At 62.9% G+C, this 13,015-nt stretch carries 10 protein-coding genes, 1 tRNA gene and 2 pseudogenes; 4 read left to right on the top strand and 9 right to left on the bottom strand.

Annotated elements, in window-relative coordinates:
• Positions 1-31 precede the first annotated feature (31 nt).
• Positions 32-1,720 (bottom strand): alpha-amylase family glycosyl hydrolase, encoded by a 1,689-nt coding sequence (locus tag IEX41_RS01300; protein WP_188788065.1) that lies wholly within the window; start codon positions 1,718-1,720, stop codon positions 32-34.
• A gap of 182 nt (positions 1,721-1,902) precedes the next feature.
• On the opposite strand from IEX41_RS01300, the pseudogene IEX41_RS01295 reads away from it, so the two are divergent.
• Positions 1,903-2,970: pseudogene (locus IEX41_RS01295) on the top strand (IS256 family transposase); the annotation flags it as partial.
• Positions 2,971-3,358: 388 nt separating this feature from the next.
• Here IEX41_RS01295 and IEX41_RS01290 read toward each other — a convergent pair.
• From IEX41_RS01290 to IEX41_RS01260, 8 genes and pseudogenes are all read right to left on the bottom strand, one after another.
• The gene (locus tag IEX41_RS01290) at positions 3,359-4,402 is read right to left on the bottom strand and encodes an IS110 family RNA-guided transposase (protein WP_188788063.1); all 1,044 of its coding nucleotides are present in this window, start codon (positions 4,400-4,402) and stop codon (positions 3,359-3,361) included.
• 276 nt (positions 4,403-4,678) lie between these two features.
• Positions 4,679-4,816, bottom strand: coding sequence for a hypothetical protein (locus tag IEX41_RS01285; RefSeq protein WP_188788060.1), 138 nt, complete (start codon positions 4,814-4,816; stop codon positions 4,679-4,681).
• Positions 4,817-4,938: 122 nt separating this feature from the next.
• Positions 4,939-5,301, bottom strand: coding sequence for a hypothetical protein (locus tag IEX41_RS01280; RefSeq protein WP_188788059.1), 363 nt, complete (start codon positions 5,299-5,301; stop codon positions 4,939-4,941).
• A 505-nt stretch (positions 5,302-5,806) separates the two neighbouring features.
• Positions 5,807-5,971: pseudogene (locus tag IEX41_RS21805) on the bottom strand (relaxase/mobilization nuclease domain-containing protein); the annotation flags it as partial.
• A 162-nt stretch (positions 5,972-6,133) separates the two neighbouring features.
• Positions 6,134-6,412, bottom strand: a complete 279-nt coding sequence (locus tag IEX41_RS21800) for a hypothetical protein (RefSeq protein ID WP_373285600.1) — start codon at positions 6,410-6,412, stop codon at positions 6,134-6,136.
• A gap of 545 nt (positions 6,413-6,957) precedes the next feature.
• The gene (locus IEX41_RS01270) at positions 6,958-8,823 is read right to left on the bottom strand and encodes a site-specific integrase (RefSeq protein WP_188788055.1); all 1,866 of its coding nucleotides are present in this window, start codon (positions 8,821-8,823) and stop codon (positions 6,958-6,960) included.
• 124 nt (positions 8,824-8,947) lie between these two features.
• Positions 8,948-9,022: transfer RNA gene (locus IEX41_RS01265), tRNA-Asn, on the bottom strand.
• 141 nt (positions 9,023-9,163) lie between these two features.
• A complete protein-coding gene (locus IEX41_RS01260; RefSeq protein WP_188788053.1) occupies positions 9,164-10,078 on the bottom strand; it encodes an MBL fold metallo-hydrolase in 915 nt (304 codons plus the stop codon).
• 43 nt (positions 10,079-10,121) lie between these two features.
• Between IEX41_RS01260 and IEX41_RS01255 the strand changes: the two genes are divergently transcribed.
• The 3 genes from IEX41_RS01255 (at position 10,122) to purS (ending at position 12,906) form a co-directional block, all read left to right on the top strand.
• Positions 10,122-11,399, top strand: coding sequence for an ATP-binding protein (locus IEX41_RS01255; protein WP_188788051.1), 1,278 nt, complete (start codon positions 10,122-10,124; stop codon positions 11,397-11,399).
• Between the two features lie 422 nt (positions 11,400-11,821).
• Complete coding sequence (gene purC / locus IEX41_RS01250) at positions 11,822-12,583, top strand: phosphoribosylaminoimidazolesuccinocarboxamide synthase (protein WP_188788049.1); 762 nt, start codon at positions 11,822-11,824, stop codon at positions 12,581-12,583.
• Positions 12,584-12,675: 92 nt separating this feature from the next.
• Entirely contained in the window at positions 12,676-12,906 is a 231-nt protein-coding gene (purS, locus tag IEX41_RS01245) for a phosphoribosylformylglycinamidine synthase subunit PurS (RefSeq protein WP_188788047.1), read from the top strand.
• Positions 12,907-13,015: the final 109 nt, after the last annotated feature.

Here is a 13,015-nt window from a genome sequence, read left to right as displayed (position 1 = left end):
TGTCCTCTCCTTGTCTGTCGGCTTGGATGAGTCAGGCCAGCGCGACCGCGCCGAGACCGCCGAGGGTGAGCCTGTCACCCTCCACCGTCGCCGTACCAGTGGCAAACAGGGCTTTCAGCCCGGCTTGCGGAAGTGTGATCTTTTCGGAGCCGAGGCCGAAGTTGACGTAGCAATTCAGGTGCGTGTCGCCATACTCGCGGCGGTAGCCGATGACGTTCCCGGGCAGGTCCTGCAAAGTGACCTCGCGCGCGATGCGCAGCATGGGGAGGCTTCGTCGCCAAGCCAGCAGGTCTCGGGTGTAGCGCAGGACCGACGCGGGGTCTGCCTCCTGCACATCGACCGCCATGGCGCGTTGCCCGTCGCGGGCCCGTTTCCAGGGCGTGTCCGCGTCGGAAAATCCGGCGGAGGCAGCGTCCTCCTCCCACGGGATGGGGCATCGCACGCCGTCGCGTCCCTCGAAATCCGGCCAGAGCGCTTTCGCCCAAGGGTCGGTGATCTCGTCCGCTGACAGGTTGGGCTGCTCGAGCCCTAACTCTTCCCCTTGGAACAGGATCATACCCCCCGAGAGCGTGGCTTGCAGGAACAAAAGCATCTTCGCTGCCTCGGCGCTGCGTCCGGCGGCGCATGCCTCGGGCATCAGGTTCGAGACCGCGCGTGGGCTGTCATGGTTGGTGAAGACGTTCAGGCTCGCCCCCGGTACGAGGTAGCGCGAGCGGATGTCGAGCATGCGCCTCCAGTCCCAGATCGTCTCGCCACGATTGATGAGGTCGAAATCGTAGACCGCGTGCAGGCGGTCGTCGCCCACGGTGTATTTCGGCGCGAGGCGTGAGCTGTCCACGTCGGCCAACTCGCCGATGAGAGCGCGGGGCGGATCGTATTCGTCAGCGACACGGCGAATGTGATGCAGCAATGGGATGGCCTCAGGTACGTCGCGGTCGAATAGATGCATCTGTCCCTTGAAAGGGTTGTTCGGCCCGCCTCCTACCGAGGGGTTCTCGGCATCCCGCGCCGGCGGGTTGGACCGCAGCGCCCCGTCAAAGGAGAGGCACTGGATCGCGTCCAGTCGGAAGCCGTCAATACCGAGGTCCAGCCAGAAGCGCATCACGTCCAGCATCTCGGCCATCACCTGCTGGTTGGCGAGGTTGAGCGCTGGCTGGCTGCGCAGGAAGGGGCGATAGCAATACTGGGCCCGCCGCGGCTCCCACCTCCAGGCGCGGCCGCCGAACGAGCTGATCCAGTTGTTGGGCGGCCCGCCATCTGGGGCGGGGTCGGCCCAGACGTACCAGTCCGCCTTATCCCCGTCGCGTGATGCGGCGCTTTCCTCGAACCAAGCGTGCTGATCCGAGCTGTGCCCCAGAACGAGGTCGAGTAGGATGCGCAGCCCCCTGTCATGGCAGGCGGCAATCAGCTCGTTCATGTCGTCCATCGTGCCGAAGGGTGGATGGATTGCGCGAAAGTCTGACACGTCATACCCATTGTCATCCTGCGGCGAGGCGTAGGGCGGCGTGAGCCAGATCCCGTCGACACCGAGCGAGGTGATGTAATCCAGCCGCTCGGTCACGCCGCGAAGGTCGCCCAGCCCGTCACCAGACGCATCATTGAATGAGTGCAGGTACACTTCGTAGAAGGCCGCTCCGCGCCACCATTCCGGCGGGTCGGGCGGTGCCTCGAGGTGGGTAATCGCGTAGACGAGATCCGCATCGCCTTCCTGTCCGGACATCCAAAGGCCTCCTTCCCATGAGTGGATCATAAAGTGGAAGAACAACGTTTGGGTGATTAGGGTTCCGATCCGTGCAAGTTCCTGCGGGTGACGTCCCGGTGCGTGGTTTAGCTGTCGGGGGCCATCGTGTTTCTCAGTAGGGTCGGCTTGCTGACACCAACTTGAACCGAGGGATAGACCCGATGACCGGACCGATGATGACCTTCGCGCGCTCGTCGAGAAGAGCGGCGATGCGGACCTGATGCGCGAGATGATCGGCTTTGCCGCCGAGCAGCTGATGGAGCTGGAGGTCGGCGCCAAGAGCACCAAGCGGTTGGCGCAACGGAATGGCTACTGCGACAGGGATTGGCAAACCCGTGCGGACAGTGGCCAGTTACGCATCCGACTTCTGCGGACCGGCTCCTACGTGCCCTTGTTCCTCGAGCCCCGTCGCTCGGCGGAACAGGCGCTGACGGCCGTCATCCAAGAGGCCTAGGTCTATGGGGTTTCGACGCGGTCGATGCCTTCCTCACCCGACCGATCGAGGGAGAATGGCCCTGCCTATGGATCGAGGCGACCTATCTCAAGGTCCGCCAGGGCGGTCGGATCGTGTCCGTCGCTGTGACGATCGCGGTGTGCGTGAACACCGACGGCCGACGCGAAGTGATGGGCATCGCGATCAGTGCTTCCGAAGCCGAGCCCTTCTGGACAGAATTTTTGCGCGACCTCGTGCGCCGCTGCCTTTCCGGCGTGAAGCTGGTAATTAGCGATGCGCGTGCGGGCATCAAGGCGGTCACGGCGCGGGGGCTGGCGACCTCATGGCAGCGCTGCCGGGTTCATTTCCAATGCAATGCGCTCGCCCATGCAGGCAAGAGCAGCCGCAGGGTAGCCTCGGCTTTTATCACCACCGCCTTTGCTCAGCTCGACCACGACGCGGTAAGACCCGTCGCCAAGGCGACCCACTGGTAGCGGACGAGATGCGGTTCAAGCTGCTGAAACTGGCCATGCTCGTGGGTGCGGCGGAGGAAGACGTACTGTCCTACCTGACCTTCCCGGCCCAGCATTGCGCCAAATTGAATTCCACGAAACCAATTGAGCTCCTGAATGGTGAGATCAAGCGACGCACGTACGTCGTCGTGATCTTCCTTAACAAACCCTCGATCTGGATATTGGTAGGGGCAGTCCCGATGGAGCAGACTGAGGAATGCACAGTCCAGCGCGGGCGATACATGACACTTCCGTCTTGGGGCCCCTGCCGTCAATCCGGAATTTGCACGGCGAGGCAGCCGCAATTGCCGGGCTGGCTGCGGAACGCGAGGCGCGGGCGGCGCGGAGACATCAGATATCGGAGCGCCGCCCGCGCCGACAGCCGCGTTGGTCCTGGGCAAAACCATGTGCTCCTTCTGCAGCGCCATCGCCTCCACTCCCAGTCCCATACCGGTGTCATGCTTCCGTCCGTGGTCGGCGCGCTGGCCGCCTACATGATGTCGGTGAGATCGGTTCCCGGGCGCCCATCTGGAAAACGCGCTCGGATGGAACGTCCGGCGGCAGCGTCATATCCGGCGTCGCCGGGAACCGCGTCCCGGTGGGGACTTCTTCGTGGCGGGGCAGACCCTGCCAGAAGTTGATCTTCTCCTTCTTGCCGTGTCGATGATCGTCTCAGGCTGTAGTCGGGACCGGCTTGCGCTGCGGGCGGAAGTCGGTTCCGTCCAGCCACATCCGATGAAGCACGACGCCGATCCGCCGTGCGACGGCCACTGTGGCGCGCTTCGATCCGCGGCGTCTGGCAACCTGCATGCCCCATGCCTTGAGCCAGCATGGCCTCGCATTATGCATCATCACGGTGGCGGCATTGAAGAGCGCCGTCCGCAGCGCTGCATCTCCTGCCTTGGTGATCCTGCCGGTGACATCGCGCTCGCCTGACTGTTCCCGCCGCGGCGTCAGGCCGACCCATGGTCCTACATCCCGAGACGACCGGAACCGCGCCGGATCGTCGATCGCCGAGCGCACGGTCAATGCGACCACGGCGCCGACTCCGGGCATCGTCATCATCAGTCGGCAGGCATCGTCCTGCCGGGCAAGCTCGAGCACCCTGCGGACCAGCGCCGATAGCCTGTCGCGCAGCACCATCCGGGCATCGAGGATGGCCGAGGCTGCTGCCTCCAGCGCGGCATTCCCGGCAACCAGCTCTCGGACCCGTGATTCATAGCGCCCCTTGCCCTTGCCGACAGGACCGAGCTTCATCCCGAAATTGCGCAGGACCCCGCGCAAGGACTGCTCGATGTCCAGTGCCGCCTTCTGGACCGCCTTGCGGGCGCTCAGCAAAGCGCGCATCTCCTGAGCGGACACCGACTTGCAGTGGACCGGCCTGAACCAGCCCATGCGGAGCAGCCTGGCAATGCCCTCGGCATCGCGGCGGTCGGTTTTGACGGGCATGGCCTTCAGGACCGCCTTGACCTGCCGGGTCTCCATCAGGACCAGTTCGAAGCCCGCTTCACCCAGGCCGCGATGAAGCCACTGCGACAGCGGCCCTGCCTCCAGTCCGATTGCCTCGATGGTAAAGGGCAGGTCCCGCAGGAAGGCGATAAGCGCCTCGGGCTCGCTGTCGATCTGCGCCCGCTTCACGACCTGCCCATGTTCGTCTTGGTCATCGGGGTCTCCGTGTGATCCGTGGTTGAAGTCGCCAAACTCCACCTCGATCATACACCTCGGTGACCACCCGGGATTACACCTTCGACGGCGCTGAAATTACACCACGTGCGTGGACGCTACCTCTGGAAACGGTCACGCCGGTCTGCGATGAGGTCGTGGTCAGCCTACCTGCTGCGCAGCACGACCGAGCTGCTCGGCCTGACAGTGTGCGTGAGGCCCATGAGGAGCTACACCACTTGGGACATTATCTGGTTCTCGCATATTGAGGCATCGGTCTGCTGCTGCAGACGTCTTCCGGCATCCGTAAAAGGGGATGGTACGGTCTTACTACATCGGTTCCGGGGTGTGGTCGTCTGACGTTCCGGGTATCTCAACATCCACCTCCCCGAACTTCTTGCGCCAGCCTTCGGTGAACTGGGTGACTTCACCTTCCTCACCCGCGTTGACCAGGATGCCGCCGATCACCTCGGCAACGCTTCCATCCCGGAACGTTACCTGAATCGCTGATTTGTCCGAACGGCGCCAGCGCCAGCCACTGAAGCCCGCGTGAAGGAAACGGAGAAGCTGCCTGAGCTGCTGACCGAAGGTCAGTCGACCGGACTGAACATCAGGCCGTGGATCTCGGAGATCTGCTGCTTCAAGCTGCGGTTCTCCGCCCGAATCTCCTGAAGCTGCCCCGAGATGGCCTTGAGCATCTGTGACAGTGCGGCATTGGTCTCGCTCGCCTGATCCAAGCCTGCGCGGTGCTCTTCCCGGAGGCTTGTTGCTTGCCGTAGATCCTCCGAGATCCTCTGAAGCACCTCGATCAGGGCTTTGCCCAGTTCGGACATCGGGTGATCGGGGTCGTTCAGTAGATCGAGCAGCGGGAGCAGCTGATCCACCTTGTCGTCCATGGTGAGCATCGTTTTCAGCAACACTTCGTGTTCCTGAGGTGGGGTCAGGGTTGTCATCTTTTTTTGCATGTTCGAATTCCATGAGTGGTTTCGCGTGAGGCAGGAGGGCTGCGATAAAGATCTGGGTGCTCAGGCGCAGTCGAAGGCGGTGAAGGGCATTTGCATGAGCGAGGCGCCTCTCAAGGTGTCGCGGCTCCCAGGCTGGCCCCAACTCGCCTCCGAAGATTTTGGCTCCATCCAAGTTGAACAGGTGGCTCGTGGTCCCATGCGTATTCTGCGTCTTGGTGCGTCGGATGGCCGGGGATTGCCGCGCCAGAGCATCATCGAGGGCGTCGAGGGTTCTTGGGCGCTCGGTTGTGAAGATGGATCTGAGGGCCTCGCTCAGCCTTATCTTGGGCGCCGTGGTCAGCCGGCGGGAAATGACCGGTGGGTCGAGGCGCGGGATCTGAGCGTTGAAGTAGTCTGGTACGGGCAAGCCGAGGCGCCGGGCCAGCATCTGGTGATTGCGACTTGTCCTGATGTCGCCGGTCTCGGGGCGCAGGCGGGATCCGTCAAAGCCACGCAGGGCGATGGCAACATGCACATGGTCGCAGTTGGCATCCGTATGACGGGCCGCGACCCACGGAGTGCGCCTGGCGGGCAGGCCCATAAGGTGGAGCTGCGCCATGACAATCGCATGCCACGTTTCGCGACTGGCCCGCAGTCCTACGGGCAGCGACAATGTCATGTGCATCACTCCCGCACCATCCGCGAGGTTGTCCAAGCGGTCGCGCATGAAAACGGGATCTGCGCGGGGGATTGTGCCACCGATGAATTCCGCACCGTCGCGCAGGTCATAGTCGGGCAGGACGCCGGCCGTTTTGTGGAAGGTGTTATGCGCGCGCATCGATCAGCTTTTCTTAACCCTGCGGAGCTCTTGCGTGAGCCCGTCGAGGAGAAGCGCCAAGTGGTCGAGCTGTTTGGGAGCGATATCTTCGGTGTTCAGCGTCACACCGACCTGACCGATAAGATCCGCGATCGCCCGTGTGCCGATTTCGGGTTCCAGAGTCCGTCTGCGGATGAATACAGAGCGGCCCTCCGATCCCGCGGTCCGGCGCAGCGTTTCCAGCAGCGCAAACTCCTCCTGTGAGAAGCGCACCTTCACGAGCTTGTCCCGCCGGGCGGTCATGCGCGCCCCCCGTCAGGGTGACCGATGATCTGGGGGAACGTAGGGCCGGTGCGGGCGCAGATGATGGCCTGGTTGTCAGTCAACGTGGTTGTTCCTTTGGCAGCTATTCTGTCCGACATTGTAATTGCTGCAGGATTCCCCAGCACGCCCGAATGCTAGCACGAGGCCGTCTCATGTCGCTATTATGTGGATAACCGTGCGGGCCTGGTGCGCCGAGTGGACTGTGAAGCGCCTGCCAAGCACCGGCTGAGTTGACCTTGACGGGAATTCCGTACTTTCCGCCCAAGGGGCTCGGAGACCAGACTGGCCATGCCTAACATGTTTATCGGATCGCAATTGTCGCTTCGGGTCGAGCAAGGAACACTTGCGCGCGACCCACGGGAGACTTGCGCGCGAAAGAACCTAGGGCGGAGGGCCCCCCGGGCGGGCAATCACGAGCCGAAGCATCCGATATGTCGAAAATGGTTTTCTGATCCTGATGCGACGATCCGCGCCATTCGTAATCATGTTCGGTAGGCCCGCCAGGCAGTGATCTCGTCAGCGCGTCAGAACAATCGCGGAAGCTTCGCGACCACGCCACTCATCACGGTCATCGACGTGGCGACATCATATTGCTCGTCATGCACGTCACCGCCGCTGTGCCCGACCAGGTCACGGCGCTGCTTCTCGCTGACCTCGGGCAACTCCTTCAGGTGGGCAATGGCATAATGGCGGAACGAGTGGAAGCAGAGTTCCCTGGGGTTGCCGTCCAGCTGCAACACCAGCGCCTTCGCCCAGTTGTAATAGATCTTGTCACCGAAGGACTGGCTATCATTTGTCGCGATCAATTCGGGGAAGAGGGCCGTGGCACCGCGCATGCGCATGTCGTCGACATGCCTGAGAAAGCCCAGTTCGATCAGATGCGCGTGAATCGGAACCAGGCGCTCCGAACTGAAGGTCTTGACCCCGCGGTGCATGTTGTCGCGGATGTGGTAGCAGGGAATGCCGTCGACGGACACGACATCGCGGGGTTCCAGCCCGAGAACCTCCTCCCGCCGGGCGCCACTGTAGCCAGCCAGGATAGGTCCCCAGTAGAGCCCATCCGCCTTCACGATGTTGCCGCGCTCATGGCGCCGCGATGTTGACCTGCACCCCGTCCAGATCGGATGCCGGAAGACCTGCTGGAGTTCCGGCAGGGTGAAGGCTTCGCGCTTGTCGCGGTTGCGCTTTTCTTCCCGCACGCGGAGCAGGCCGAGTTCGATCGAGTCCGAAATCGCGATGCTTTCGCTTTTGGCGAACTGGAAGATGAGCTTGAACCGGTCCAGGTGGCCGTTGATCGTTCGAGGCGAGAGGCCGACTTTCTTTTCGGGAAGATCCTCGGCGCGTGCAAGAAGCTCATCGATAGTCCTGTCTGCATCCCTTGCGCTTTTCCCGTAGCTCGTCGGAAGGCGTTGCAGGACCGATTTGTAGAACTTGAGATGGCCCTGCGTAATATCCCGAACATCGGTGATGCCCGTAGCCTTGACGAAGAGGTGCGCCTGCGATGAAAGCTGCTTTCTGGTGTCTTCCTTGATATGCTCGCGGTCCTTCTCGGCGTTGATGCGCTCTACGAGCGCGACAATGTCCGGATCGAAACTGAAATCTGGCCTTTGGGCTGAGACTTGAGGTGGGGTAGGTGCCTCGATCAGTGTGGTTTCCCCGGAGATGTGAAGGGGCTCTCCGGGTTCGGTGTTCTCGGCAGGCGTACCGTCGAGGATTTCCCGCGCAAGGGCGCGCGCTTGTTCAAGGCTCGGATCTTCCCGACCTTCAGATGCGGACCAGGCCGCGGCCTTTCCGGCCAGCAGCAGTTGCCGAAGAGAGAGAATCGTCTCGGCCGTAGGGTTCAAGGTCTCGCCTGTAGCCGTTTGAATGCTGTCCCGCGCGGCGCGAAGCATCTTGTTGACGCCCGCTTCGGACAGCACATCGCGCGACAGGACGCCAAGCATGGTCTCTAGAGACGCGATATCTGCTTCGCTTGAACCTTCGTTAAGTACGGTGCGTCGGTCGTGAGCGGAGAGCTCCGGATGCAGTCCCTTGCTCGCCAGGTGGGACCAGGCGCGCGCCGTCGCCCAATCGAGACGCCGGTCCTCTTCGGATGAGCCCACCGGGTCCATCCGGCTGATCATGCGCTGACGCTCGATGCGGTCAAGCTCGCTGCGCACAACTGAGGTCAGCCAGGCCTTGGCCTGGGCGGTGGTCAGCTTTCCATCGGTGATTGCATCCAGCATCCGGTCGCACTCGTAGTTCAATCTGCGTGCGATGATACACGCGATCGACCGGTCCTTGGTGCGCAGAGACAGCTGCCAATGTCGGGTTTTTGTGGAAAACTCAGGCACACGCCGACGCCAGCTCCAGGTGGAGCCGCGTTGTAGGAGGTAAGGGGTGGTCGCCAAGATGGGGCCTCCAGGAGTGGAGACGAGCGACCCGCATTTCAGGAACTTGTGCTACAGTGCTGTGTGACACCGTACTTGCCAAATTCAGCCTATGCCTTGATTATCAACGGCTTAGTGGGTGAATTGGCTCCGGCGGTAGGGATCGAACCTACGACCAATTGATTAACAGTCAACTGCTCTACCGCTGAGCTACGCCGGAACTTTTGCGTTGGAGCGCTTTGCCGTGTGATCCGTGAGGGTCCGTGGCGCCGCGTCCTGCGGTGTGTGGGGCGTATAGCAATCGGGTTCAGGGGCGTCCAGAGGGTTTTCGAACTTTTTTGAATGTTTTTCGATTTTCCTCTCAAGTCACCGTAAAGCGGGCATTTTCTCCCAGTTGCTCAACGCAGCGGACGGCACCGCGGGCGTGCAGATCAAGCAGATGCGCCAAGACATTGCGGCTCGCGGCCGGCAGCAGGGCCGGGGGCGTTTCAGTGTAGATCGCAGTCGCGAGTTCGGAGGCGGTTGCTGGCCGCTCGGTCAGGGCCCTGAGTATCTGGGCACCGCGCTTCTCGCGGTGCAACAGCAGTTCGGTGATCCGGGCCCGGGGACGGGAGACCGGAGCGCCGTGGCCGGGGTGTAGGATGCGCCAGTTGCGCGACCGCAGGCGCTCGAGCGATGACATGAAGGCCGTGAGGTCTCCGTCCGGAGGCGATACCAGGGACGTGGCCCAGCCCATCACGAGATCTCCACAGAACAGGGTGTCGTTCCACGCAAAAGCCATGTGGTTGCCGAAGTGGCCAGGTGTGTACAGTGCTTCAAGGCACCAGCCATCTCCTTCGACGACCTGGCCATCAACGAGCAGCCGGTCAGGCGCGAATGCGTGATCGACGCCTTCGCCACCTCCGACAAGGCCGCTGCGGGACAGCTTCTCCATGGCCGCAGAGCGACCCGCGCGCGCATCGCCGTAGGCCAATACCGGCGCACCGGCGGCTTGCGACAGACGGGCGGCCAGCGGGGAATGGTCGAGATGGGCATGGCTGACGAAGATGTGGCTCACGTGCTGGCCCGGACCTAGGGCCGCGAGGATCGCGCCCAGATGCTCCGGCAGGTCGGGGCCGGGATCGATCACCGCGACGGCGCGCTCTCCGACAAGGTAGGTGTTGGTCCCGCGGAAGGTCATCGCCGACGGGTTCGGGGCCAGAATACGCCTCAGCCCGGGGGCAAGCTCTTGAGCAATGCCGGGCATGGGGGCGAAATCGGGTTGCGGGTCCTGCATCTTCGGGTCTTTCCTGCGTCCTGTCATCGAAGAGGTAGCCAACATGTTCCAATGGCTCAAACGCTATATGCCGCGCGGGCTCTATGGTCGGGCCGCGCTGATCCTGCTGCTGCCGGTCGTCACGCTGCAGCTCGTGGTGTCCGTGGTCTTCGTGCAGCGCCACTTCGAGGACGTCTCGAGCCAGATGAGCCGCGAGCTGGCGCGGGAGATCACCCTCGCGCTGTCGCGGCCCGAACTGGCACGGCCGCTCGACCTTGATGTCAGGCAGGTGACCGAAGCGGCGCTGCCCGCGGCGGACGAGCGGAGGTGGTACGATTTCTCGGGTCTCGTGGTACGGCGCACGCTGGATCGGTCCATTGCCGGAACCGAACGTATCATGTTGCCCGATGACACGGCACTTGCGGTTTACGTGCGCCGGGCGGACGGGATCTGGCTGGTCGAGACGGCGCGGCGCAGGGCGTCCCCCACCAATGCGCACCAGCTTTTCGTGAACATGATGGTGTTCGGCGTGGTGATGACGGTGATCGCCTTTCTCTACCTGCGCAACCAGCTGCGGCCCATAACCCGGCTTGCCGAAGCCGCCGAAGCCTTTGGACGGGGGCGGCAGATCCCCTATTCACCCTCGGGTGCGGTCGAAGTGCGGGCGGCGGGCAGTGCGTTTCTCGACATGCGCAACCGGATCGAGCGGCAGATTGAACAGCGCACGATGATGCTGTCCGGGGTAAGTCATGATCTGCGCACCCCGATCACCCGGCTGCGGCTGGGGCTGTCGATGCTCGACGACGAAGATCGCGAGCCGCTGGAGCGTGACGTGGAGGACATGCAGCGGCTGATCGACGCGTTTCTCGATTTCGCGCGTGGGGATGGTCAGTCGGGGCCGGCCGAAATGGTGTCTCCGGTGTCACTGGTCCAGGCGGTGGTCGAGGACCGCCAGCGCGCCGGGCAGGACGTGACGCTGGCGCAGGTGGAGGGCGAGGGGCAGGTGATGCTGAAGCCCACCTCCATGCGCCGGGCTCTCGACAACCTCATCGGCAATGCGGTGCGGTACGGCACACACTGCGAAGTGTCGGTGACACTCACCGACAAGAGCCTGCGCCTGAGGGTCGAGGATGACGGACCCGGCATTGCGCATGAACAGCGCGAGGACGCGTTGCGGCCATTCGTGCGGCTCGACCCGTCGCGCAATCAGGACAAGGGAAGCGGCGTGGGACTGGGGCTCGCCATCGCGGCGGACATCGCCCGCTCGCATGGCGGGGTTTTGCGGCTTGGACAAAGCGAGACACTGGGTGGGCTGCGCGCGGATATCGTCATGGCGGTATGACCGCCGCACAGGCCCCGGGCGATCAGGGGCTTCGCGCGCAATGCCAACCGGGTTTTGACTTAAATCGTCCGAGACGGTCATCCTTGTGCCAAGGTGCGACCGGATTTCCGGCACCGCCAGGACAGCAAGATCACTGCACCGGTACGATTGTGCAATGTTTCGGGCTGCCCTCAAGGAATGGCGCCCCGCTGCCTTTGGCCCGCCGCCGGGCGCCTTTCCCGTCTTTCCGCACGGAACGGGCCGGGGCTGCTGCCGTATCGCAAAGGCGTTCAGTCGTTGGCCCCGGCGGTGCGTCGCAGCCAGGCCATGGTGTAACGCCGTCCTCTTCCGCTCATACCGCCGCTTGCGAGCGCGCGAGCCATGATTTATAGGGCCGGTAAGGACGCCGGGCCGATTGCTCAGGCTGTTGCGAAAGGATTCTCATGGCACGCCGCAAGAAGATCTACGAAGGCAAGGCGAAGATTCTGTATGAAGGCCCCGAACCGGGGACCATCGTGCAGTACTTCAAGGACGATGCGACCGCCTTCAACGCCCAGAAGAAGGACGTGATCGAAGGCAAGGGCGTGCTCAACAACCGCCTGTCCGAGTTCTTCATGACCGGGCTGAACACCATCGGTGTTCCCACCCACTTCATCAAGCGCCTCAACATGCGCGAGCAGCTGGTCCGCGCCTGCGAGATCGTTCCGCTCGAGGTGATCGTGCGCAACATCGCGGCCGGTTCGATGGCCAAGCGCCTTGGGCTCGAGGAAGGCATGCCGCTGCCGCGTCCCATCGTGGAATACTGCTACAAGGACGACAAGCTGGGCGATCCGCTGGTCACCGAAGAGCATATCGCTGCCTTCGGCTGGGCCAGCCAGCAGGACATGGACGACATCCTGAGCCTGTCGCTGCGCGTCAACGACTATCTGTCGGGCCTGATGTATGGCGTCGGTATCAAGCTGGTGGACTTCAAGATCGAGATCGGCCGCGTCTACGATGGTGATTACCAGCGCCTGATCCTCGCGGACGAGATTTCGCCCGACTCCATGCGCCTTTGGGACATGGAAACCGGCCAGAAGCTCGACAAGGACGTGTTCCGCCGCGATCTGGGCTCGCTCACCGACGCCTATACGGAAGTGGCGCAGCGCCTTGGCGTGATGCCGAAACAGGCGACCCACGCGGTCAAGCCCAAGCTCATCAACTGACTTGAGGCCCGTTCGTCATTGATACGGCGGACGGGCAATTATCGGAAAGACGAGGGGCAGGGGTCCTTCGCAGGGATTACGGAGAGAACGCCATGAAGGCACGGGTGCATGTGATGCTCAAGGACGGGGTCCTCGATCCGCAGGGAGAGGCCGTGAAGCACGCCCTGCACGGGCTGGGCTTCGACGGCGTCAGCGGTGTTCGGCAGGGCAAGGTCATTGAGCTCGATCTTGCGGACGGCTCCAGCGAGGCGGACGTGGCCGAGATGTGCGAGAAGCTGCTCGCCAACACGGTCATCGAAAGCTACCGGATCGAATTGCTCTGATCCGTGCCGGATCGGACGGCTCCAATCTTCTGAAACGGCCCGCGCGCAGGTGCGGGCCGTTTTGCTCGTGGTGGCTAGTGGTAAAGCGGACGGAATTTTCCTTAGAAGG

This window comes from Salipiger pallidus (genome assembly GCF_014643635.1).
GTDB lineage: Bacteria > Pseudomonadota > Alphaproteobacteria > Rhodobacterales > Rhodobacteraceae > Salipiger > Salipiger pallidus.
The sequence above is the reverse complement of the archived record's forward strand: the minus strand, read 5'-3'. Positions and strand labels throughout refer to the sequence as shown.